The 20,539-nt window shown below is 62.1% G+C and carries 21 protein-coding genes and 1 pseudogene; 7 read left to right on the top strand and 15 right to left on the bottom strand.

Translation table 11 applies throughout. The features are described from left to right. Positions 1-19 precede the first annotated feature (19 nt). On the top strand, positions 20-1,426 hold the full coding sequence (locus ACEN9O_RS18125; protein WP_495613236.1) for a PQQ-dependent sugar dehydrogenase: 1,407 nt from the start codon (positions 20-22) through the stop codon (positions 1,424-1,426). 140 nt (positions 1,427-1,566) lie between these two features. Here ACEN9O_RS18125 and pnp read toward each other — a convergent pair whose 3' ends face one another. Together pnp and rpsO are read right to left on the bottom strand one after the other, a co-directional pair. Continuing rightward, a complete protein-coding gene (gene pnp / locus ACEN9O_RS18120) occupies positions 1,567-3,690 on the bottom strand; it encodes a polyribonucleotide nucleotidyltransferase (protein WP_495613235.1) in 2,124 nt (707 codons plus the stop codon). Between the two features lie 219 nt (positions 3,691-3,909). After that, entirely contained in the window at positions 3,910-4,179 is a 270-nt protein-coding gene (rpsO, locus tag ACEN9O_RS18115) for a 30S ribosomal protein S15 (RefSeq protein WP_008450438.1), read from the bottom strand. Between the two features lie 168 nt (positions 4,180-4,347). On the opposite strand from rpsO, the gene ACEN9O_RS18110 reads away from it, so the two are divergent. From ACEN9O_RS18110 to ACEN9O_RS18100, 3 genes are all read left to right on the top strand, one after another. Beyond that, entirely contained in the window at positions 4,348-4,833 is a 486-nt protein-coding gene (locus ACEN9O_RS18110) for a putative periplasmic lipoprotein (RefSeq protein WP_495613234.1), read from the top strand. Positions 4,834-4,946: 113 nt separating this feature from the next. Then, the gene (locus ACEN9O_RS18105) at positions 4,947-6,293 is read left to right on the top strand and encodes an MFS transporter (RefSeq protein ID WP_495613233.1); all 1,347 of its coding nucleotides are present in this window, start codon (positions 4,947-4,949) and stop codon (positions 6,291-6,293) included. Positions 6,294-6,391: 98 nt separating this feature from the next. Next, positions 6,392-7,204 carry a porin family protein gene (locus ACEN9O_RS18100; protein ID WP_495613232.1) on the top strand — a complete coding sequence of 271 codons (813 nt, stop codon included), beginning with the start codon at positions 6,392-6,394 and terminating at the stop codon, positions 7,202-7,204. Here ACEN9O_RS18100 and ACEN9O_RS18095 read toward each other — a convergent pair. From ACEN9O_RS18095 to ACEN9O_RS18050, 10 genes and pseudogenes are all read right to left on the bottom strand, one after another. After that, complete coding sequence (locus tag ACEN9O_RS18095) at positions 7,188-7,886, bottom strand: ArsR/SmtB family transcription factor (protein ID WP_495613231.1); 699 nt, start codon at positions 7,884-7,886, stop codon at positions 7,188-7,190. The two genes, ACEN9O_RS18100 and ACEN9O_RS18095, sit on opposite strands and share 17 nt — an antisense overlap. Continuing rightward, positions 7,883-8,017 (bottom strand): annotated as a pseudogene (locus tag ACEN9O_RS18090) (antibiotic biosynthesis monooxygenase); the annotation flags it as partial. The gene ACEN9O_RS18095 and the pseudogene ACEN9O_RS18090, both read right to left, overlap by 4 nt. 197 nt (positions 8,018-8,214) lie before the next feature. Continuing rightward, positions 8,215-8,757 (bottom strand): DUF488 domain-containing protein, encoded by a 543-nt coding sequence (locus ACEN9O_RS18085; RefSeq protein WP_495613230.1) that lies wholly within the window; start codon positions 8,755-8,757, stop codon positions 8,215-8,217. An 85-nt stretch (positions 8,758-8,842) separates the two neighbouring features. Further along, a complete protein-coding gene (locus ACEN9O_RS18080) occupies positions 8,843-9,109 on the bottom strand; it encodes a hypothetical protein (protein ID WP_495613229.1) in 267 nt (88 codons plus the stop codon). Continuing rightward, entirely contained in the window at positions 9,109-9,612 is a 504-nt protein-coding gene (locus ACEN9O_RS18075) for a hypothetical protein (RefSeq protein ID WP_495613228.1), read from the bottom strand. The genes ACEN9O_RS18080 and ACEN9O_RS18075 overlap by 1 nt, the downstream gene beginning before the upstream one ends. A 7-nt stretch (positions 9,613-9,619) precedes the next feature. Next, a complete protein-coding gene (locus ACEN9O_RS18070) occupies positions 9,620-11,167 on the bottom strand; it encodes a 2-isopropylmalate synthase (RefSeq protein ID WP_495613227.1) in 1,548 nt (515 codons plus the stop codon). Positions 11,168-11,285: 118 nt separating this feature from the next. Beyond that, positions 11,286-12,158, bottom strand: a complete 873-nt coding sequence (gene pssA / locus ACEN9O_RS18065) for a CDP-diacylglycerol--serine O-phosphatidyltransferase (RefSeq protein ID WP_495613226.1) — start codon at positions 12,156-12,158, stop codon at positions 11,286-11,288. Positions 12,159-12,262: 104 nt separating this feature from the next. Next, the gene (locus ACEN9O_RS18060) at positions 12,263-13,030 is read right to left on the bottom strand and encodes an SIMPL domain-containing protein (protein WP_495613225.1); all 768 of its coding nucleotides are present in this window, start codon (positions 13,028-13,030) and stop codon (positions 12,263-12,265) included. Between the two features lie 69 nt (positions 13,031-13,099). Then, positions 13,100-13,867 (bottom strand): SIMPL domain-containing protein, encoded by a 768-nt coding sequence (locus ACEN9O_RS18055; protein ID WP_495613224.1) that lies wholly within the window; start codon positions 13,865-13,867, stop codon positions 13,100-13,102. Positions 13,868-13,959: 92 nt separating this feature from the next. Further along, the gene (locus ACEN9O_RS18050) at positions 13,960-14,598 is read right to left on the bottom strand and encodes an SGNH/GDSL hydrolase family protein (RefSeq protein ID WP_495613223.1); all 639 of its coding nucleotides are present in this window, start codon (positions 14,596-14,598) and stop codon (positions 13,960-13,962) included. 113 nt (positions 14,599-14,711) lie between these two features. Here ACEN9O_RS18050 and ACEN9O_RS18045 point away from each other — a divergent pair, with 113 nt between their 5' ends. Beyond that, a complete protein-coding gene (locus tag ACEN9O_RS18045) occupies positions 14,712-15,599 on the top strand; it encodes a prolipoprotein diacylglyceryl transferase (RefSeq protein WP_495613222.1) in 888 nt (295 codons plus the stop codon). A 71-nt stretch (positions 15,600-15,670) separates the two neighbouring features. On the opposite strand, the gene ilvC is transcribed toward ACEN9O_RS18045, so the two are convergent. The 3 genes from ilvC to ACEN9O_RS18030 form a co-directional block, all read right to left on the bottom strand. Next, entirely contained in the window at positions 15,671-16,687 is a 1,017-nt protein-coding gene (gene ilvC, locus ACEN9O_RS18040; RefSeq protein ID WP_495613221.1) for a ketol-acid reductoisomerase, read from the bottom strand. Positions 16,688-16,814: 127 nt separating this feature from the next. Beyond that, positions 16,815-17,306 (bottom strand): acetolactate synthase small subunit, encoded by a 492-nt coding sequence (gene ilvN, locus ACEN9O_RS18035; RefSeq protein WP_008450481.1) that lies wholly within the window; start codon positions 17,304-17,306, stop codon positions 16,815-16,817. A gap of 1 nt (position 17,307) precedes the next feature. Beyond that, complete coding sequence (locus ACEN9O_RS18030; RefSeq protein WP_495613220.1) at positions 17,308-19,050, bottom strand: acetolactate synthase 3 catalytic subunit; 1,743 nt, start codon at positions 19,048-19,050, stop codon at positions 17,308-17,310. A 510-nt stretch (positions 19,051-19,560) separates the two neighbouring features. Here ACEN9O_RS18030 and ACEN9O_RS18025 point away from each other — a divergent pair. Both ACEN9O_RS18025 and ACEN9O_RS18020 read left to right on the top strand, forming a co-directional pair. Continuing rightward, positions 19,561-20,130 (top strand): RNA polymerase sigma factor, encoded by a 570-nt coding sequence (locus ACEN9O_RS18025; protein ID WP_495613219.1) that lies wholly within the window; start codon positions 19,561-19,563, stop codon positions 20,128-20,130. Continuing rightward, positions 20,127-20,528 (top strand): DUF3619 family protein, encoded by a 402-nt coding sequence (locus ACEN9O_RS18020; RefSeq protein WP_495613218.1) that lies wholly within the window; start codon positions 20,127-20,129, stop codon positions 20,526-20,528. The genes ACEN9O_RS18025 and ACEN9O_RS18020 overlap by 4 nt, the downstream gene beginning before the upstream one ends. Positions 20,529-20,539 lie beyond the last annotated feature (11 nt).

Here is a 20,539-nt window from a genome sequence, read left to right as displayed (position 1 = left end):
CCACCGACCGGAGCCGTCCATGCAACCATCCACCCTGCGCGCCGCCATCGCGGCAACCGCCGCGACCATCGCCTCCCTGGCCGTCCAGGCGGCCGAGCCGAAACTTGGCGCCGCCGAAAAACTCTACCAGGCCAATTGCTCCGCCTGCCATGGCGTCAAGATGGAGGGCGCCGTCGGCCCGTCGCTGGGCGATCACACCTGGCTGCATGGCGCGCCGACCAAGGCCAACCTCATCAAGATCATCAGCAAGGGCGTGCCGGAGAAGGACATGCCGGCCTGGTCCCCTGCCCTGAACGCCACGCAGATCGCGCTGCTGGCCGACCTGATTGCCGCCAACGCCGCCAAGCCAGCCGTGGCGCTGACGCCTGAGGCCAAGGCACAGCAGACTGTGCCTGACCTGGCCGGCTTCAAGCTGCCCAAGGGCTTCCATATCAGCGTCTACGCCAACCAGGTCAGCGCCGCGCGCAGCATGGTGGTGTCGGACAGCGGCATCGTCTATGTCGGCTCGCGCAATGCCGGCAAGGTGTACGCGCTGGTGCCGCGCGCCGACAAGCAGACGGCCGACGTGGTCACCATTGCCGAAGGCCTGGCACACCCGATCGGTGTGACGCTACTCAACGGTGCGCTGTATGTGGGCGAGATCGGCCGCGTGATCCGCTTCGACAATATCGACAAGCGCTATGCGCAGAAACCGTCGTACGAGGTGGTCAAGGTCAGCCTGCCGAACGACAAGTGGCACGGCGAGAAGGTGATCAAGGCCGGGCCGGACGGCAAGCTGTACATCCCGGTCGGCGCGCCGTGCAATGTGTGCGATGTCGAGGATACCAAGAGCGCCAAGATCTACCGCATGAACGCGGACGGCAGCCAGCTGGAGGAATACGCGCGCGGCGTGCGCAACACGGTGGGCTTCGCCTTCCATCCGGCCACCAAGGTGCTGTGGTTCACCGATAACGGCCGCGACGAGATGGGCGACAACACGCCGTCGTGCGAGTTGAACGTGGCGCCCAAGGCCGGCCTGCATTTCGGCTTCCCGTATTGCCACGGCGGCGTGGTGCCGGATCCCGACTTTGCCAAGGGCCGCAGCTGCGAGGAGTTCGAGCCGCCGGTCGCCAAGCTGGGGCCGCACGTGGCGCCGCTGGGTTTGAGCTTCTACACCGGCAAGCAGTTCCCCGAGGCGTATCGCAACCAGGTCTATATCGCCGAGCATGGCTCATGGAACCGCTCAACCAAGAGCGGCTACAGCGTGCGCCTGATTACGCTGTACAACAGCAAGGTCGTCACCGACACCGCCTTCATCGACGGCTTCCTGCGCGGCGAGGACGTGGTGGGCCGGCCGGTGGACGTGGCCACGCTGCCGGACGGTTCGATGATCGTGTCGGACGACTATGGTGGCCGCGTGTACCGCGTCACTTACGACGGAAAATAATCCGGCGCTAATCTCTGTCCAAAGTCCCACTCCCGGACTTTGGGCAGGCCGGTCAAACTGGTTTCGCGGACGCAGCTCGAAAAGTCCGGGACGAAAAAAAACCGCCCCGAAGGGCGGCTTTCGATCGGACTAGTCGGGGATTACTGTGCGGCTGCAGCAGCGGCTTCTTCAGCAGCGGCTTTCATCGACAGCTTCAGGCGGCCGCGGTCGTCGGTTTCCAGAACCTTGACGCGCACTGCCTGGCCTTCTTTCAGGTAGTCGGCAACGGCGTTGACGCGCTCGTTGGCGATTTGCGAAATGTGCAGCAGACCATCTTTACCTGGCATGACCTGAACGATCGCGCCGAAGTCCAGCAGCTTCAACACCACGCCGTCGTAGGTCTTGCCCACTTCGACCGATGCGGTCAGCTCTTCGATGCGGCGCTTGGCTTCCTGGCCGGCGGCAGCGTCGACGGAAGCGATGGTGACCACGCCTTCGTCGCTGATGTCGATCTGGGTGCCGGTCTCTTCGGTCAGCGCGCGGATGACTGCGCCGCCCTTGCCGATGACGTCACGGATCTTCTCCGGGTTGATCTTGATGGTGATCAGGCGCGGTGCGAAGTCCGACAGTTCGGTCTTCACGTGCGGCATGGCTTTTTGCATTTCGCCCAGGATGTGCTCGCGGCCTTCCTTGGCTTGCGCCAGTGCCACTTGCATGATTTCCTTGGTGATGCCCATGATCTTGATGTCCATCTGCAGCGCGGTGATACCGTTGCGGGTACCGGCTACCTTGAAGTCCATGTCGCCCAGGTGATCTTCATCGCCCAGGATGTCCGACAGCACGGCGAACTTGCCGCCTTCCTTGATCAGGCCCATCGCGATACCGGCGACGTGCTCTTTCATCGGAACGCCAGCGTCCATCAGCGCCAGGCAGCCGCCGCAGACCGAAGCCATCGACGACGAACCGTTCGACTCGGTGATTTCCGACACCAGGCGCACGGAGTAGCTGAACTCTTCCGGTGCTGGCAGCGCGGCGATCAGCGCGCGCTTGGCCAGGCGGCCGTGGCCGATTTCGCGGCGCTTAGGCGTGCCGACGCGGCCGGTTTCGCCGGTGGCGAACGGTGGCATGTTGTAGTGCAGCATGAAGGAGTCGGTGAACTCGCCCATCAGCGCGTCGATCTTCTGGCTGTCGCGTGCGGTGCCCAGGGTGGCAACCACCAGCGCCTGCGTTTCGCCGCGGGTGAACAGCGCCGAACCGTGGGTACGTGGCAGCACCGAGGTGCGGATCGAGATCGGACGCACGGTGCGGGTGTCGCGGCCGTCGATGCGTGGCTCGCCGTCCAGGATCTGGGTACGGACGATCTTGGCTTCGATGTCGAACAGGATGTTGTTCACTTCGGCTGCGTCGACTGGCGCGGCGCCAGCGGCGGCGGCTTCAGCGGACAGGTCAGCCAGCACTTCGCTGGTGGCGGCCTTCAGCTTGGCGGTGCGCTCCTGCTTGTCTTTGGTCTGGTAGGCTTCGTTGATTTTGCCTGCTGCGAAATGCGTCACGCGGCCGATCAGCGCTTCGTTCTTCGCAGGTGGGACCCATTCAACTTCCGGCTTGCCGCCGTCGCGCACCAGGTCGTGGATCGCGTCGATGACTGCTTTCATTTCGGTGTGGCCGAACACCACGGCGCCCAGCATGATCTCTTCAGACAGCTGCTGCGCTTCCGATTCCACCATCAGCACGGCGGTTTCGGTACCGGCGACCACCAGATCCATCTGCGAGGTCTTCAGTTGTTCAACGGTAGGGTTCAGGATGTACTGGCCGTTGGCGTAGCCGACGCGCGCTGCGCCGACCGGGCCGTTGAACGGTACGCCCGACACGCACAGGGCGGCCGATGCGCCGATCATGGCGGCGATGTCTGGATCGATTTCAGGGTTGACCGACAGCACGTGAATGATCACTTGTACTTCGTTCAGGTAGCCTTCCGGGAACAGCGGACGGATAGGACGGTCGATCAGGCGGGACGTCAGTGTTTCTTTTTCCGAAGGACGACCTTCACGCTTGAAGAAACCGCCCGGGATCTTACCGGCAGCATAGGTTTTTTCAACGTAGTCGACGGTCAACGGGAAGAAGTCCTGGCCTGGCTTGGCGTCTTTGCGCGCCACGACAGTTGCCAGTACCACGGTATCTTCAATCGATACCATGACTGCGCCGGAGGCCTGGCGAGCGATCTCGCCGGTTTCCAGCGTCACGGTGTGTTGACCGTACTGGAAGGTTTTCGTAACTTTATTAAACATGGGTAATCCCTTTCTATTTGCCGACAGATTTTCAGGGGCTGTCGTTCACCTCACCACAGACGGCATGTGCCGTCTTTACTGCAACTGCTAAAACCCAGGAATTCCATGTCGCACTGCCAAGACGCTATTCTGCTTGGCAATTTTCCCGGCGAAAATGACAAAATGCCCGCGTCAGCAAACTGGCGCAGGCATTTCGATTAAGCCGGATGACGCAAAAAATTACTTACGCAGACCCAGTTTAGCGATCAGATCGCGATAACGGGTAGCATCTTTGCCCTTCAGGTAGGACAGCAGGCTCTTACGACGGTTAACCATCATAATCAGACCACGACGCGAGTGGTGATCCTTGCTGTGTGCCTTGAAGTGGCCGTTCAATTCGTTGATGCGTGCGGTCAGCAGCGCAACTTGAACTTCCGGGGAGCCGGTGTCTTTTTGACCACGGGCGTTGTCCGCGATAATGGCGGCTTTGTTGATGTTTTCTACGGTCATGATATTTACCTTTAACATGCGGTGCGCGGAGTCGTAACCCTGCACATCGTGAACTTCAAAAAAAACTGATCCGAAGACCAGACCCGGAAGTATAGCGGAAAAACTCGCACATGTATCCTGTGTTGGCTACAATTGTTCTATCTTTCCGGTCCTATAGAGGGGTTTGCGATGAAAAAACTGATATTTGTGGCAATCTTGCCAGCCGTGCTAAGCGCTTGCGCCAGCCTCAACACCCCTCCGCTGGCGGCCGGCGAACCCGTCGACGCCGTCAAGGCGAAGCTGGGCCAGCCCACTGCCACCTATGCCAACGGCCCCGACATCATGCTCGAGTACGCCGGCGGCCCGTTCGGCCAGTACACCCACATGGCCCGCATCGGCCCGGACGGCAAGCTGATTTCCTTCGAGCAGGTGCTGAGCAGCGAGAAGTTCGCTGTCATCAAACCGCGCAAGGATGACAAGCAAACCGTCCTCAGCACCTTTGGCAAGCCGGCGCAGCAGGTGCATTACGCCAGCGTCGACGGCGATGTGTGGGTTTATCGCTACAAAGAGCAAAACGTCTGGGATTCCGTGATGCACGTGGAATTCGACCGCAACGGCATCGTCCAGGCCATGGTCAACGGGCCGGATCCGGAGCGGGAATCGCGCCGCCGTTAAAAAAATGTAGCTAAGATACAAGAAAACATCCTTGTATCTTGCTGAATCTCCGTATTTTGTAGCCAAACTACTTTTTCAAGTAGATAATACGCCAACAAAAACGGAGATTCCCCATGCATGCAAACCTGAAACTGGCCGAGACCGGCGGCACCACCACGCCCACACCAAAGCCGAAGCTGTCGTTCTGGGCCATCTGGAACATGAGCTTTGGTTTTCTCGGCATCCAGGCCGGCTTCGCCCTCCAGCAAAGCAACGTCCCGCGCATCTTCCAGACCATGGGCGCCGAGCTCGACAAGATCGGCTTCCTGATGACCGCCGCGCCGCTGGCCGGCCTGCTGGTGCAACCCATCATCGGCTACCTGAGCGACCGCACCTGGGGCCGCTGGGGCCGTCGTCGGCCCTACTTCTTCCTCGGCGCGGTACTGGCCGCGCTGGCGATGCTGGGCTTGCCGAACGCCACCGTGCTGTGGAGCGCCGCCGCCATGCTGCTGGTGCTCGACGTCGCGATCAATATTTCGATGGAACCGTTCCGCGCCTTCGTCGGCGACCTGCTGCCGAAAGAACAGCTGACCACGGGCTACGCGGTGCAGACCTTCTTCATCGGCGTCGGCGCGGTGGGCGCCTCGGCCCTGCCGTGGGTGCTGACGCACTGGTTCGACGTCGCCAACACCGCCGTCGCCGGCAAGGCGCCGGACTCGGTGGTCTATGCCTTCTACATCGGCGGCGCGATCTACCTGGCGGCCGTGCTGTGGACCGTGCTGCGCACGCGCGAATACTCGCCGGAACAGCTGAGCCAATTCCATCCGGAGCAGGAACAGACGACGCCGGCGCCGACCGGCCTGCGCGGCTTCATCAACGACTACCTCAACATGCCGAAGATCATGGTGCAGTTGTCGCTGGTGCAGTTCTTCACCTGGTTCACCTGGTTCTCGATGTGGACCTACGGCACGGCCACGCTGACCCAGCACATCTACCATGCCGCCGACACCACCTCCGCGCTGTACAACGAAGGCGCCAATTGGTGGGGCGTGTGCGGCGCGGTCTACAACGCGGCCTCGATCGCCTTCGCCTTCGTGCTGCCGCTGATCGCCGCGCGCACCAGCCGCAAGACCGCGCACGCGCTGGCATTGGTCGTGGGCGGACTCAGCTTCATTTCGATCTACTTCATCACCTCGCCGACGATGTTGTTGCTGTCGTTCGTCGGCGTCGGGCTGGCGTGGGCCAGCACCTTGTCGATGCCGTATGCCATCCTCGCGGGGAAAATTCCGGCTAAGAAAATGGGCATGTACATGGGCATGTTCAACATGTCCATCGTGATCCCGCAGGTGGTGTCCGGCGTCTGCCTGGGCTACTTCCTGACGCGGGTCTTCCATGGCAGCGCCGTGATGATGTTGGTGCTCGGCGGCATATCGATGTTCATCGCGGCGGCGCTGGCGACGCGCATCGAAGAGGACGAGTAGGACCAGTCCCACGACATATTTGGGAGTGCGCCGACGTCTATCGCAATAGGCGGTTGTTAAGATTCCGAAATTCAAGCGCCAATTGATCGGAGTCTTAAATGTTCTCATGCACACCATCGGCCCGGCACGCCATCTGTGCCGCCGCCCTGCTCGCTCTGAGCAGCGCTACCGCGACCGCCTGGGCCGATCCCTCGCCGGCGCTTGACCGCGCCAACGTCTCGGTCGGCGCGTACTACGCCAATCCGCGCATCAACTTCGAAGGCGACACCAACTACGGCCACATCGACAGCGGCAGCTACCAGGCCGATCATGTCACGCTGCCGCGCGTGAGGGCGCAACTGCTGCTGGGCGATACGCAGGGCCTGGACTTCGATTACTACAACTACAGCAAAACCTACAACCCCAGCCTGAGCGGCACCACCAACCGCAACGGCATTCCGCTGACCGGCAACGGCCGGCTGGACGCCAGGCTGAAGCTGGACCTGGCCAACCTGGCCTACAAATGGTGGCTAGGCAGTGGCAACGACGTGTTTGGCATCGGCGTCGGCGCCGCCTATTACCACGCCCGCGTCGACGGCACCGCCAGCGGCGTGTTAAACGGCATCGCCGGCAATGCCGCGTATGCGGAAAACGAGAACGCCTACGCGCCCTTGCTGGAGCTGGGCTGGCGCCACGCCTTCTCGCAGAACCTGCGCATGTATGCGGACGCCAGCGGCATCAAGAAGAACGGCGGCAGCATCCACGGTCACATCTATGGCGGCGCCATCGGGGTCGAATGGTATCCGACGCCCGCCGTCGGACTGGTGGCGGAATACAGCGCGACCAAGATCAGCTTGAGTCGCGACCGCGACGCGACCGACGTCAACGTCCGGCTGAATGGCCCGGCAGCCTACGTCAAGTTCCGCTTCTGAGCCACGCGGCCAGTTCGGCCTTGCCGCTGGCCGGGACTTGCAGCGCGCGCGTGTCGTCGCTGCGGCGCAGCCAGCCGCGCTCGACGAAGTTGTCCAGCAGCGCCACGACCAATGGCCCGGCGAAGTGATCGCGCCGCTCGGACCAGTCGACGCAGCCGTATAACTGGCGCTGGGCCGACGCGCCTTCCGACAGCCGGATGCCCAGCTGCCGCAGCTGCGCTTCGCCCGCAGGCGTGAGCGGATAGTCGTGACCATCGCCCTCCCCTGGTTTCACCCAGCCGTTGTCGACGAAGCAGCGGCACAGATCAACGCCCAGCACGCCAGCCAGATGACCGTAGCAGCTGCGCGCATGCCGCAGGCCGCGCATGGCCGGCGCCTGCCAGCGCGTGCTCTCGGGCAGCGCGCCGTCAGCCACACGCAGCAGCGCCTCCAGCGCGTGAGCGACGTTGCCGTCGGCGAGCATGTAGTAGCGATGGCGTCCTTGCGCGCGCACGCTCGCCAGCCGCTCCTCCACCAGCAGTTTCAAGTGCTGCGATGCGGTCGGCGCGGAGACGCCGGCATGCTGCGCCAGATCAGTGGCGGTGTAGAAGCGGCCATCGAGCAATCGCGACAGCATGAGCGCGCGGGTCGGATCGCCGATCGCGGCGGCCACGCGGGCGAAGCGCGGTTGCGGCGTGCTCATCGCGCGGCCACCGGCGGATGGTATGGCGGCGCTTCGTCGCGCTCCATCAAGCCGTAATCGCGGATGACGCTGGCCACGCGCAAGCGATAGTTGTCGAACACGTCGGCACGGCCTGCGCTTTGCGCTTCACGGTCGAATATCACGGCGATCATGTGGCGCTCCTGAGCAAAAAGGCGTTGACGGCATTGTAAAGCAGCTCGCGCGACGGCTCCAGGTGCGTTTCCATCAGTTTGATCATTGCAGCCTCCTGTCATCGAATCGACAAGATAGCTGTTTGAATCGGCGCATGCTTCGGCGTGGAACGAAGCATGGTGCGGATGGCGGCGGCTCACTGGGCCGGCTGATCCGGTTCCGGCGGATAGGTGATACGCAAGCCCTCGACGCAGGCAAAGGGAGTCAGCTTGTGCGGACGCCGCTGGCGGGCGTCAATGATCTCGTCGACATGAACGCCGCGCACCAGCAAGGCGTCGGCCACCAGCGAGCGGTGGCAGCGCCACGGCACGGCTTCCGCGCACATCAGCGCGCAGGACTTGCTGCGCCCCAGTTCAATCACCGCATCGACGTTGTCCGCAAACTCATCGGTCTGCATATAGTCGGCGTAACCGCGAAACGACAGGTTACGCCAACCACTATTGGGGGAATCCTTATGCGGACGGCGCAGGCCGCCAAGGCCCGGCAGGTAGCGGTATTCGATGCCGGCCCCGGCCAGCGAGGCCGCGAGCTGGTCCTGGCCGAATTGCGGGTTGTGGCGCGACTTCGGCACCGTCCGGATATCGAGCACGCAAGCGATGCCGTTCAGGCGCAGCAGCTCGATGAAGTCCTCGATCGTACGGTTCGAATGGCCGATGGTGCAGACGAGTTCCGGTGACATACGCATCTTTCACGATAACTGTGCGTACATTCTGTCACGGACGCGCAGCGCGCGGCGCACCGGCCGGCTTACGGCCCCGCGCGCGTCACTGCTCCGCTTCGAACTTCTCTTTTACCAGCGGCAGGAAACGCTCGGCGACAAACCACCGGGTGAACCCGCAATCGCCGCAGACTACGACGCGATATTTTGCGCCATGAAGGAAGCCGACCGGGAGCAGTTCAGCAGGCGGGGCGACTTCTTTTGAAAAATGCTCGCTGCCGCCACATTCCACACACGATTTTCCATCCGCCATTGCCTCGTCTCCCTGGTTATCAAGTTCATTCGTCTTGCCATTACCCACGCAGGCGCGCATCAACGGTTGATGGCACTCGCGAGTTGATTCGCACGTTTCGTCGATTGCGCATCTATCACAGGAAGATGCAGCCCGAACGACAAGACCTTCGGTGGCCCGTTGCCGGCCGTGAGGTTCAATTCATAAAACACCGGCTGCCCATCGCTGGCGAGGGACGTGTACCGGAGTTGCACAAACCTCTGAACCTTGAGCGAGCCATTTTTATGCGCAGGCACTTCCAGCTTGATGCTCTTCCCCTCAGGCAGCGTTGCAATGGGATGCATCGTCGAGAAGCCGCCCAGGCTGTCGTCGACGCGCTTCAGGGTGCGCTCGGCCGCGCCGGCATCTTGCGTTGCCTCCGGCGCGAACATGGCTGCGGCGTCCCTGAAACGCTGATGCTGCAGCGCGTCCACGAATTTATCGGCGACCATGGCCGGACTGACGTCGCCATGGGCCATGGCCGACGTACAGAGCAACAGTGCGCCAAGACCGGTCAAGCTGAATTTCAGATTCGATATGCTCATCAAAAACTCAGGGCTGCGGGTTGACGCGCTCGATCTTCGAGTGCAGTTTGTTCAAGGCCGACAGATAAGCCTTGGCCGAAGCAACGATGATGTCCGGATCGGCGCCGACGCCGTTGACGATGCGGCCTTCCTTCGACAGGCGCATCGTCACCTCGCCCTGCGACTGGGTGCCGGTGCTGATCGCGTTGACCGAGAACAGCACCAGCTCGGCGCCGCTGCCCACTTCGGATTCGATGGCGTTGACGGTGGCGTCGACCGGGCCATCGCCCTTGCCTTCAGAGGCGTGCTCTTCGCCGTCGATCGAGAACACCACCTTGGCGCTCGGCGTCTGCCCGGTGTTCGACTGCTGCGACAGCGAGAGGAAGCGGTAGTACTCGCCCTCATGCGATTGTTCTTCGTCCGACACCAGCGCCAGGATATCCTCGTCGAAGATCTCGGATTTGCGGTCGGCCAGCTCCTTGAAGCGGACGAAGGCGGCATTGACTTCCGCTTCCGAATCCAGGTCGATGCCCAGTTCCTGCAGGCGCTGCTTGAAGGCGTTGCGGCCCGACAGCTTGCCCAGCACGATCTTGGTGGCGGCCCAGCCCACGTCTTCGGCGCGCATGATCTCGTAGGTCTCGCGCGATTTCAGCATGCCGTCCTGGTGGATGCCGGAGGCGTGCGCGAAGGCGTTGGCGCCGACCACCGCTTTGTTCGGCTGCACCGCGAAGCCGGTGATCTGCGACACCATCTTGGAGGCGGCGACGATCTGCGTGGTGTCGATGCCGACGTCGAGGTTGTAATAGGCCTTGCGCGTGCGCAGCGCCATCACCACTTCTTCCAGCGCGGTGTTACCGGCGCGTTCGCCCAGGCCGTTGATGGTGCATTCGATCTGGCGCGCGCCGCCTATCATCACGCCGGCCAGCGAGTTGGCCACGGCCAGGCCCAGGTCGTTATGGCAGTGCACCGACCAGATGGCCTTGTCGGAATTGGGGATGCGCTCGCGCAGGCGGCGGATGGTCTCGCCGAAGATCTCCGGCACCGCGTAGCCCACCGTGTCGGGGAAGTTGATGGTGGTCGCGCCCTCGTCGATCACGCCTTCCAGCACGCGGCACAGGAAGTCCTCGTCCGAGCGGCTGCCGTCTTCCGGGCTGAACTCGATATCGTCGGTGAACTGGCGGGCGAAGCGCACCGCGTTGCGCGCCTGCAGCAGCACTTGGTCCGGCAGCATGCGCAACTTCATTTCCATGTGCAGCTTGGAGGTGGCGATGAAGGTGTGGATGCGTTTGCGTTCGGCCGGCGCCAGCGCTTCGGCCGCGCGCGAGATGTCGCGGTCGTTGGCGCGCGACAGCGAGCAGATGGTCGACTCGCGCACCACCGAGGCGATCGCCTTGATGGACTCGAAATCGCCCTGCGAGGCGGCCGCGAAGCCGGCCTCGATGACGTCGACGCGCAAGCGCTCCAGCTGCTTGGCGATGCGGACTTTTTCGTCCCTGGTCATCGAGGCGCCGGGCGATTGCTCGCCGTCGCGCAGGGTGGTGTCAAAGATGATGAGGCGGTTCGATGAGTTGCTCATGATAGCTCCGTGGCTGATGCTTCGTTACGCGACACGTCATTCCCGCGAATGCGGGAATCCATACCCGGCATGCTCAGCATGGGTCCCCGCCTGCGCGGGGACGACAGATTTTAATTACTTAGCGGCGTTCGCTGGGGTCGTTCGAGTCCTCGTCGGTCTGGATCAGGCTGACCTTCTTGCCCTTAGCCAGGCGCCAGGCCGACACCACATAGCCCGACAGGCCGTAGGCGATGAAGATCGGGAACAGCACTTTCGGCGGGTCGATCGACACCAGCGCGAACCCCAGCGCGATCAGGAACACCGCGATGAACGGCACCGACTTGCGGAAGTTCACGTCCTTGAAACTATAGAACGGCACATTGGTCACCATGGTCAGGCCGGCGAACACGGCGATGCTCCACGAGACCCAGCTCAATTGGAGGCCGGGCACTTCCTGGTCCACCATCAGCAGGATGAAGCCGGCCACCAGCGCGGCGGCCGACGGCGAAGGCAGGCCCTGGAAGAAGCGCTTGTCGACCACTTCGATGTTGGTGTTGAAGCGGGCCAGGCGCAGCGCGGCGCCGGCGCAGTAGACGAAGGCGGCGATCCAGCCCAGCTTGCCCAAGCCGCGCAGCGACCATTCGTAGATCACCAGCGCCGGCGCGGCGCCGAAGGACACCATGTCCGACAGCGAGTCGTACTGGGCGCCGAATTCGCTCTGGGTGTTGGTCAGGCGGGCGACGCGGCCGTCCAGCCCGTCGAGCACCATGGCGATGAAGATGGCCCAGGCGGAGTGTTCGAATTTCTGGTTCATCGCCATGACGATGGCGTAGAAGCCGCAGAACAGCGCGGCGGTGGTGAAGGCGTTCGGCAACAGATAGATCCCGCGGTGGCGCGGCCGGTCGAGGTCCTCGCCCCTGGCGCGGCGTGCAAAACGGCTGAAGCGCGACATCTGGGGCGTTTTGCCTTGGGCGGCGCCATTCTTGGCTCGGCGACGGGGGAATTTGGCCATAAGGTTCCGTTTCTGATTAGCTGATCATGTTGCTTCATCATTATAGAGGAGCCGACCATAAAAAAGGGGATGGCGCGCCATCCCCTTATTCTGCCCAAATTTGCTTATTTGAAGCGCACCTTGCCCACCAGACGCATTTGCAGCGTGGTTTCGCCCGGCTCGAAGCTGGGCTCTTCCACTTGCGCGGTGGCGTTGGTGGCCATCGCGGTGGTCACGCGCGAGCCGGCGACCGACACGCGGTCGAGGTAATTGCCCGATCCTTCGAAATCGATAGTGTCGACCACCGCGTCGCCGACCTTGCGGCCCATCGCATGGGCGATCGAATTGACGCGCTCGTTCAGGTTGGCGTAGGTGGCGGCGATGCGCTGGTCGTCGAGCTTGCGGGTGGTGTCCGGCGTCAGGCCGAAGTGCAGATTGTTCAGCGCCATGATGCGCTGCGCGGCGGCAACCGTCTTCGGCAGGCCGGACAGATTGGTGGTGGTCACCTGCAGGGACTGGCCGACGCGCCATGCGGTCGGCACCCGCGGCTTGCGCGGCTGGCCGGGCACCGGCGCCGACACCGGCTCTTCGGGGTAGACCGGGTAGGTGTAGTAGCCCTGGGTTTTCAGGCTGGCCTGCGGGTCTTCCTGCTTGACGAGTTCCAGGCCCTGCTTCATCTTTTGGTTGACGCGGGAAGCGGCGGCGGCCTTGTCCTTGTCGACTTCCTCAACGCCCAGCGTAATGGTGGCCTGATCGTTGGCGTGGCGGACTTCGCCGAAGGCCGGCACCACGATCAGGGCACCGCTGGTCGGCAGGGTTTCCAGCGGCGCGGCCTGCGCGGACAGCGCGAAGGTGGTGATAACGGCGGCGGCCAGGTATTTCAATGCGGTCATTACGATCTCCAGAGTTAACAGAAAGGCAATCGCAACTGTACATCAACACGCGCCGCCGCGCATATGGTTTTACTTGAAGCGCACCTTGCCGACCAGGTTCATCTGCAGCGTGGTTTCGCCCGGCTCGAAGCTTGGTTCGGCCACATCGGCGGGCTCCATCATCTTGGATGAGCGCATCAGCATTGGCGCCGGCGCACCGCCCATGCGTTCCTGGGCGTAGTTGCCCGAGCCTTCGAAGTCGACCGTGTCGAGCATGGCGTCGCCGACCTTGCGGCCCATCGCGCTGGCGATCGAGTTGATGCGCTCGTTCAGGTTCTTATAGGTGGCGGCGATGCGCTGGTCGTCCAGCTGGCGCGTGGTTTCCGGCGTCAGGCCGAATTGCAGGCTGTTCAGGGTCAGGATCTTCTGGGCGGCGGCCACGGTCTTCGGCAGCTTCTCCAGGTTGGTGGTGGTCACTTGCAGATATTGGCCCACGCGCCAGGCGGTCGGCACGCGCGGCTTGGACGGCTGGCCGTTCGGCATCGGCCGCTCTTCAGGATAGACCGGATAGGTGTAATAGCCCTGGGTTTTCAGGCTGGCGCTGGGGTCTTCCTTCTTGACGATATCCTGGCCCTGCTTCATTTTCAGGTTGACGCGCGAGGCGGCGGCGGCCTTGTCCTTGTCCTGCTCTTCGACCGCCAGTGTGGCGACCGCTTGATCGTTGGCGTGCTTGACTTCGCCGAAGGCCGGCACCACGACCAGCGTGCCGGTAGTCGGCAGCGATTCAAGCGGGGCGGCGTGGGCGGCAAGCGCGAAGGAGGCGGCAGCGGCTGCGGCGAGTGTTTTCATGACGGTCATTGCGGGCTCCAAAGTTAAAATTACAACAAGGCGAACTTTACCCGAAATTACCTTCAGTATACGTAAGACATAGTGAGTCTTTGTAACATTCGTCAGCGGCCCAGCATGTCCAGCACCGGTCGTTGAAGCGCCGTAGCCAGTTGCCGGTGCTGTAGTTCGTCCAGATGGACGCCATCGACCTCGCTGGCTTGAATAAACTCCGCCGCATCCAGGAAAGAGCAGCCGCGTTCCTCGGCTATGCGCGCGTAGCAGCGGGTGAAGTGGGTCGACTTTTCCTCTGCGCCGTGAAATTTCTCCACCATGGTTCCTGCAAGCCTGGCGATTCGTGGCGGCGCGACCAGCAACACTTGGGGAGCAACCCGCATCGGCTCCGCGCAGCATCCCTGGACAATATCGACCAGCACGCCAGCACCCAGCGAGGATTCGTAGGCGCCCACGCCGTAGACCGCTTGCAGATCGTTCGTTCCGAGGAACATGATGACGAGATCGATCGGCGCATGGGAGTGGAGGATGGGCAGCAGCAGGTCCTTGCCATTCCGACCGGGACGGAAGGGATCGTTCCAGACGGTGGTGCGCCCGTTCAGGCACTCCTCGATCACGCGGATGTCGTCGCCCAGCAGCTGTTGAAGAATGCCGGTCCACCGCTTGTCGTACGGGTGACGCTGCCTGGTCCCTGGAATAATCCCCCAGGACATCGAGTCCCCGTAACACAGTACATGCTTTGCGGCCATCGCGTACCAACCTCTCCAGAGAAAACAAACGTCAGCCAGCATAGCACTTGGCCGGCGGTTCGCGGCCCCCCTTGTGCTAAAGTTCCGCCGGACTCCTTTTTTTGAAAGCCGACATGTCGTATCCGTATTTGAGTGATGTGATCAAGGCCTGGACCGGCTATGAGCTGCCGTTGCCGCTGGCGACCTTCGGGCTGTTCGTGGCCCTGGGCGCGCTGGTGGCGGGGGCGCTGCTGCGGGCTGAGCTCAAGCGTCTGCACGACGCCGGCCAGATCGGGCCGGCGCGCGTGCGCGGTCGCGAGGTGCCGCCGCAGGAGGTGGTCAGCGACCTGACGATGGTGGTGCTGGCGGCCGGCATATTCGGCGCGCGCCTGTTCCACATCCTCGAGCACACGGCGCAGTTTGCCGCCGATCCGATGAGCATGATCTTCACGCGCTCCGGCCTGAGCATCTTCGGCGGGCTGATCGTGGGCACGCTGGCAGGCATGGTGTGCGTGCGGCGCTGGCGTTTGCCGGTACGCCCGCTGCTGGACGCGGCGGCGCCGGCCATGATGATGGGCTATGCCATCGGCCGCATTGGCTGCCAGGTGTCGGGCGACGGCGACTGGGGCATCGCGGCCAATATGGCACTCAAGCCGGACTGGCTGCCGACCTGGCTGTGGGCACAAACCTATGACAACAATATCTACGGCGAGCTGATCGCCCTGCCCGGCGTGTACCCGACGCCCATCTACGAAACCGCGATGGCGTTGCTGTGCTTTGCGGTGCTGTGGGCGCTGCGCAAGCACGCGTTCCGCATCGGCTGGCTGTTCTCGGTGTATTTGCTGCTGGCCGGCGTGGAACGCCTGCTGATCGAACAGATCCGCGTCAATCCGGTGTTCAACGTGGCAGGCCTGCATGCGACGCAGGCGGAGATGATCGCCGTCGCGCTGATCGTGCTGGGCGTGATCGGCACCGTGATACTAAGCCTGCGCCCATCGACGCGCGCGATGTCAAAAGACTGAAACCGGAGGGGCAGGATGAAACGAAAAAAAGCCGGCAATCAATGCCGGCTTTTTCGTGACGAAGAGGATGCTTAGTTCTTCGACTGGTCGACCATCTTGTTCTTGGCGATCCAAGGCATCATGGCGCGCAGCTTGGCGCCGACTTCTTCGATCTGGTGCTCGGCGGTCAGACGACGGCGCGAGATCAGGGTCGGAGCGCCTGCCTTGTTTTCCAGGATGAAGGACTTGGCGTACTCGCCGGTCTGGATGTCTTTCAGGCACTGACGCATCGCGTCTTTGGTGGCCGAGGTCACAACCTTAGGACCGGTCACGTACTCGCCGTATTCGGCGTTGTTCGAGATCGAGTAGTTCATGTTGGCGATGCCGCCTTCGTAGATCAGGTCGACGATCAGCTTCAGTTCGTGCAGGCATTCGAAGTAGGCCATCTCCGGAGCGTAGCCCGCTTCGGTCAGGGTTTCGAAGCCGGCCTTGATCAGCTCGACCGCGCCACCGCACAGGACTGCCTGTTCGCCGAACAGGTCGGTCTCGGTCTCTTCGCGGAAGTTGGTTTCGATGATGCCGGCACGGCCGCCGCCGTTGGCCGAGGCGTACGACAGGGCGATGTCACGGGCGATGCCGGACTTGTCCTGGTACACGGCGATCAGGTGCGGCACGCCGCCACCCTGGGTGTAGGTGGCGCGCACGGTGTGGCCTGGGGCCTTCGGTGCGACCATGATCACGTCCAGGTCGGCGCGTGGCACGACTTGGCCGTAGTGCACATTGAAGCCGTGGGCGAAGGCCAGCACCGCGCCTTGCTTGGCGTGTGGCGCGACGTTTTCGTTGTAGACCTGGGCGATGTTCTCGTCCGGCAGCAGGATCATGATGACGTCGGCGGCCTTGACCGCTTCGTTCACTTCGGCCACTTTCAGGCCGGCCTTCTCAACCTTGCTCCACGAGGAACCGCCCTTGCGCAGGCCGACGGTCACGTTGACGCCGGAGTCGCTCAGGTTTTGCGCGTGGGCGTGGCCCTGCGAGCCGTAGCCGATGATGGCAACGTTTTTACCCTTGATCAGGGAGAGGTCAGCGTCTTTGTCGTAGAAAACTTTCATGGTATTTCCTTTGCTATATTTTTAGTAAAAGCCAGCGGCATTTCCGTCATTCCCGCGTAGGCGGGAATCCATAGTACGTGTCCAATCCGGCGAAGTATGGATTCCCGCCTGCGCGGGAATGACGCCGTTAAACTTTGAGGATGCGTTCGCCGCGTCCGATGCCGGAACCGCCGGTACGTACCGTTTCCAGAATGGAAGCGCGGTCGATCGAATCGATGAACGCGTCGAGCTTGCTCTTGGCGCCAGTCAGTTCAATCGTGTAAGTCTTCTCGGTGACGTCGATGATGCGGCCGCGGAAGATGTCCGCCGTGCGCTTCATCTCTTCACGCTCCTTGCCCACCGCGCGCACCTTGATCAACATGAGTTCGCGCTCGATATGCTGGCCTTCGGTCAGGTCCACCACCTTCACCACCTCGATCAGGCGGTTCAGGTGCTTGGTGATCTGTTCGATGATGTCGTCCGAGCCGGTGGTGACGATGGTCATCCGCGACAGGGTCGCGTCTTCGGTCGGCGCCACGGTCAGCGTTTCAATGTTGTAGCCACGGGCCGAGAACAGGCCCACCACGCGCGACAGCGCGCCGGCTTCGTTTTCCAGCAAGACAGAAATAATGTGTCGCATCTTATAAGTCCTCCGAACCCAACAGCATTTCAGAGAGCCCTTTGCCCGCTTTCACCATCGGCCAGACGTTTTCCGATTGATCGGTAATGAAGTTCATGAAGACCAGCTTGTCTTTCATGCCGAAGGCGTCGCGCAGCGCGCCGTCGACGTCGCCCGGCTTCTCGATGCGCATGCCGACGTGGCCATACGCTTCGGCCAGCTTCTCGAAGTTCGGCAGCGAATCCATGTAGGACTCGGAATAGCGCGAACCATAGTCGATCTGCTGCCACTGGCGCACCATGCCCAGGAAGCGGTTGTTCAACATGATGATCTTCGGCGTCAGATGGTATTGCTTGCAGGTCGCGAGTTCCTGGATGCACATCTGGATCGAGCCTTCGCCGGTGATGCAGGCGACGGTGGCGTCCGGGTTGGCCATCTGCACGCCCATGGCGTACGGCAGGCCCACGCCCATCGTGCCCAGGCCGCCCGAGTTGACCCAGCGCTTAGGCTTGTCGAACGGGTAGTACTGCGCGGCCCACATCTGGTGCTGGCCGACGTCGGAGGTGATGAAGGCGTCGCCCTTGGTCACTTCCCACAGCTTCTGCACCACCGATTGCGGCTTGATCACCAGGTCCGAGGTCGGATACTTCAGGCAATCGCGGCCGCGCCATTCGCCGATCTGCTTCCACCAGTCCTTGAGCGCTGGCGCGTTCGGCTTGGCGTCCGTGGCGTCGAGCTGGGCCAGGAATTCGATCAGCACGTCCTTGACGTTACCAACGATCGGGATGTCGACCTTGACGCGCTTGGAGATCGACGATGGATCGATGTCCACGTGGATGATCTTGCGCGGGTTGGACGCGAAGTGTTTCGGGTTGCCGATCACACGGTCGTCGAAGCGGGCGCCGATGGCGATCAGGACGTCGCAGTGCTGCATCGCCATGTTCGCTTCGTAGGTGCCGTGCATGCCAGGCATGCCGACGAACTTGTCGTCGCTGGCGCGGTAGGCGCCCAGGCCCATCAGCGTGTTGGTGACCGGGAAGCCCAGCTTGTCGACCAGCTTGTTCAGCTCGGGCGAGGCGTTGGCCAGGATCACGCCGCCGCCGGTGTAGATCATCGGACGTTCAGCCTGCAGCAGCAGCTGGACCGCCTTGCGGATCTGGCCGGAGTGGCCCTTGTCGACCGGTTTGTACGAACGCATCTCGACCTCTTTCGGGTACGAGTACGTCGTCTTGTGCATCGAGATATCCTTCGGGATGTCGACCAGCACGGGGCCTGGACGGCCGGTGCGGGCGATGAAGAAGGCTTTCTTGACGGTTTCCGCCAAATCCTTGACGTCTTTGACGAGGAAATTGTGCTTGACCACGGGACGGGTGATACCGACCGTGTCGCATTCCTGGAAGGCATCCTGGCCGATGGCGTGGCTAGGCACCTGGCCCGAGATCACGACCATGGGGATGGAATCCATGTAAGCGGTGGAAAGACCCGTCACGGCATTGGTGACGCCCGGACCGGACGTGACCAGCGCGACACCAACCTTGTTCGAGCTGCGCGAGTACGCATCGGCGGCATGCACTGCGGCCTGTTCGTGACGCACGAGGACGTGTTGGAATTTGTCTTGCTTGAAGATGGCGTCGTAGATATACAGTACGGCTCCGCCCGGATAGCCAAAGACGTGTTCAACGCCTTCCTCGGCCAGGCAGCGCACCAGTATTTCAGCGCCTGTGAGCGTGTTCGCTCCGGATGATGCGGTTGCTTCGGTATTCATGAAACATTCCTTTCAAGGTCCATAGGAGATTGATCGGATGCTCTTTCCTAACGAAGTAGGCCCACCTCTACAGCATTGCCCTGCTTCCCTTTTTTTCTGCAGTCACAGCTGCCTCTTCCGTCAACCGTAGTGACGTGCAAAGCAGTGCTAGCTGCAAACTCTCGTTTGGCTGGATCTATCTGTAGCGGTTCTGCGTACCTCTCGCGCTTGTGGCACGGGTTAGAGCAAACTGCTGACATATGAAAGCGCGTCTCGTCGATTGCGGCGTTGTGTGCCTGCTGCGACCAGACCATAGAGCTTCGGGGTGTTCAAAGCGTCCCATACGGTACACCCGGAGCACCGGTTTGGGCAAGGGAAATATCGAAAATACCCCCATTCCGGTACATTTTGCATCGTCCAAGCCGCAAAAACCATGCAGAAATGGCCAATTTTTGCTAGCATGCGCTCAGTTCACGAGCCGCCACCTAGCGGCCCAGCGCCGGCTTTCCCGGCAGTATCCACACCCGACGCATGGCCACAGACAAAGAATTATCCGACTTTCTCGAAAACGTCGAGCGGCGTGCCTTTAAACAAGCCGTCTATGCAGTGCGCAAGGACGAGTCCGCATTGGACATCGTGCAGGACGCGATGATCAAGCTCGCCGAGAAATACGGCGACAAGCCGGCCGCCGAGCTGCCGATGCTGTTCCAGCGCATCCTGCAAACCACCATCCTCGACTATTTCCGCAGGGAAAAAGTCCGCAACACCTGGGTTAGCCTGTTCTCCGGCATGGGCCCCTCGGGCGACGAACATGAGGATTTCGACATGCTCGAATCCTACGCCGCCGAAGAGGGTTCCGAGGCTTCCGAGTCCAGCGCGGACAAGGTCGAGCGCCAGCAAATGCTGGCGCTGATCGATGCCGAAGTACAAAAGCTTCCGGCGCGTCAACGAGAAGCCTTCCTAATGCGTTATTGGCAGGACATGGACGTGGCTGAAACAGCCGAAGCGATGGGATGTTCCGAGGGGAGCGTGAAGACACATTGCTCACGCGCAACACACGCGCTCGCCGAATCGCTCAAAGCTAAGGGAATCAAACTATGAACACCGACGATCTGAATTTCGCTTACAAGGTGCGCCACGCGCTCAATGAGCACCTGGACGATCTGCCCGCATCGACCACCGACCGCCTGGCGCAAGCGCGCAAGCTGGCGCTCGCCCGCAAGAAAGCCCACGTGGAGGCGCCGCTGAAGGTACGCGTCAGCAAGAACGCGCTGGCTGGCGCCGGCACCGGCTTCTTCTCGTTCACCTGGATGACCCGCATGGGCGTGGCCTTGCCATTGCTGGTGCTGGTCGGCGGCCTGGCCGGCATCTACCACTACGAGCAGGAGCAGCGCGTGGCCGACCTGGCCGAGCTCGACGCCGCCGTGCTGTCGGACGAATTGCCGTTGTCCGCCTATCTGGACCACGGTTTTAACGCCTACCTGAACCAAAGCGAGTAACCAGTATGGCA

This window comes from Duganella sp. Dugasp78, assembly GCF_059491455.1.
Note: the sequence above shows the minus strand (reverse complement) of the source record. Positions and strands in the feature narration are given on the sequence as shown.

What these genes read in the sequence shown, in the direction of transcription:
- ACEN9O_RS18125 (WP_495613236.1), top strand. Translation starts at nt 20, where the DNA reads ATGCAACCATCCACCCTGCGCGCCGCCATCGCGGCAACCGCCGCGACC.
- pnp (WP_495613235.1), bottom strand. Translation starts at nt 3,690, where the DNA reads ATGTTTAATAAAGTTACGAAAACCTTCCAGTACGGTCAACACACCGTG.
- rpsO (WP_008450438.1), bottom strand. Translation starts at nt 4,179, where the DNA reads ATGACCGTAGAAAACATCAACAAAGCCGCCATTATCGCGGACAACGCC.
- ACEN9O_RS18110 (WP_495613234.1), top strand. Translation starts at nt 4,348, where the DNA reads ATGAAAAAACTGATATTTGTGGCAATCTTGCCAGCCGTGCTAAGCGCT.
- ACEN9O_RS18105 (WP_495613233.1), top strand. Translation starts at nt 4,947, where the DNA reads ATGCATGCAAACCTGAAACTGGCCGAGACCGGCGGCACCACCACGCCC.
- ACEN9O_RS18100 (WP_495613232.1), top strand. Translation starts at nt 6,392, where the DNA reads ATGTTCTCATGCACACCATCGGCCCGGCACGCCATCTGTGCCGCCGCC.
- ACEN9O_RS18095 (WP_495613231.1), bottom strand. Translation starts at nt 7,886, where the DNA reads ATGAGCACGCCGCAACCGCGCTTCGCCCGCGTGGCCGCCGCGATCGGC.
- ACEN9O_RS18085 (WP_495613230.1), bottom strand. Translation starts at nt 8,757, where the DNA reads ATGTCACCGGAACTCGTCTGCACCATCGGCCATTCGAACCGTACGATC.
- ACEN9O_RS18080 (WP_495613229.1), bottom strand. Translation starts at nt 9,109, where the DNA reads ATGCGCGCCTGCGTGGGTAATGGCAAGACGAATGAACTTGATAACCAG.
- ACEN9O_RS18075 (WP_495613228.1), bottom strand. Translation starts at nt 9,612, where the DNA reads ATGAGCATATCGAATCTGAAATTCAGCTTGACCGGTCTTGGCGCACTG.
- ACEN9O_RS18070 (WP_495613227.1), bottom strand. Translation starts at nt 11,167, where the DNA reads ATGAGCAACTCATCGAACCGCCTCATCATCTTTGACACCACCCTGCGC.
- pssA (WP_495613226.1), bottom strand. Translation starts at nt 12,158, where the DNA reads ATGGCCAAATTCCCCCGTCGCCGAGCCAAGAATGGCGCCGCCCAAGGC.
- ACEN9O_RS18060 (WP_495613225.1), bottom strand. Translation starts at nt 13,030, where the DNA reads ATGACCGCATTGAAATACCTGGCCGCCGCCGTTATCACCACCTTCGCG.
- ACEN9O_RS18055 (WP_495613224.1), bottom strand. Translation starts at nt 13,867, where the DNA reads ATGACCGTCATGAAAACACTCGCCGCAGCCGCTGCCGCCTCCTTCGCG.
- ACEN9O_RS18050 (WP_495613223.1), bottom strand. Translation starts at nt 14,598, where the DNA reads ATGGCCGCAAAGCATGTACTGTGTTACGGGGACTCGATGTCCTGGGGG.
- ACEN9O_RS18045 (WP_495613222.1), top strand. Translation starts at nt 14,712, where the DNA reads ATGTCGTATCCGTATTTGAGTGATGTGATCAAGGCCTGGACCGGCTAT.
- ilvC (WP_495613221.1), bottom strand. Translation starts at nt 16,687, where the DNA reads ATGAAAGTTTTCTACGACAAAGACGCTGACCTCTCCCTGATCAAGGGT.
- ilvN (WP_008450481.1), bottom strand. Translation starts at nt 17,306, where the DNA reads ATGCGACACATTATTTCTGTCTTGCTGGAAAACGAAGCCGGCGCGCTG.
- ACEN9O_RS18030 (WP_495613220.1), bottom strand. Translation starts at nt 19,050, where the DNA reads ATGAATACCGAAGCAACCGCATCATCCGGAGCGAACACGCTCACAGGC.
- ACEN9O_RS18025 (WP_495613219.1), top strand. Translation starts at nt 19,561, where the DNA reads ATGGCCACAGACAAAGAATTATCCGACTTTCTCGAAAACGTCGAGCGG.
- ACEN9O_RS18020 (WP_495613218.1), top strand. Translation starts at nt 20,127, where the DNA reads ATGAACACCGACGATCTGAATTTCGCTTACAAGGTGCGCCACGCGCTC.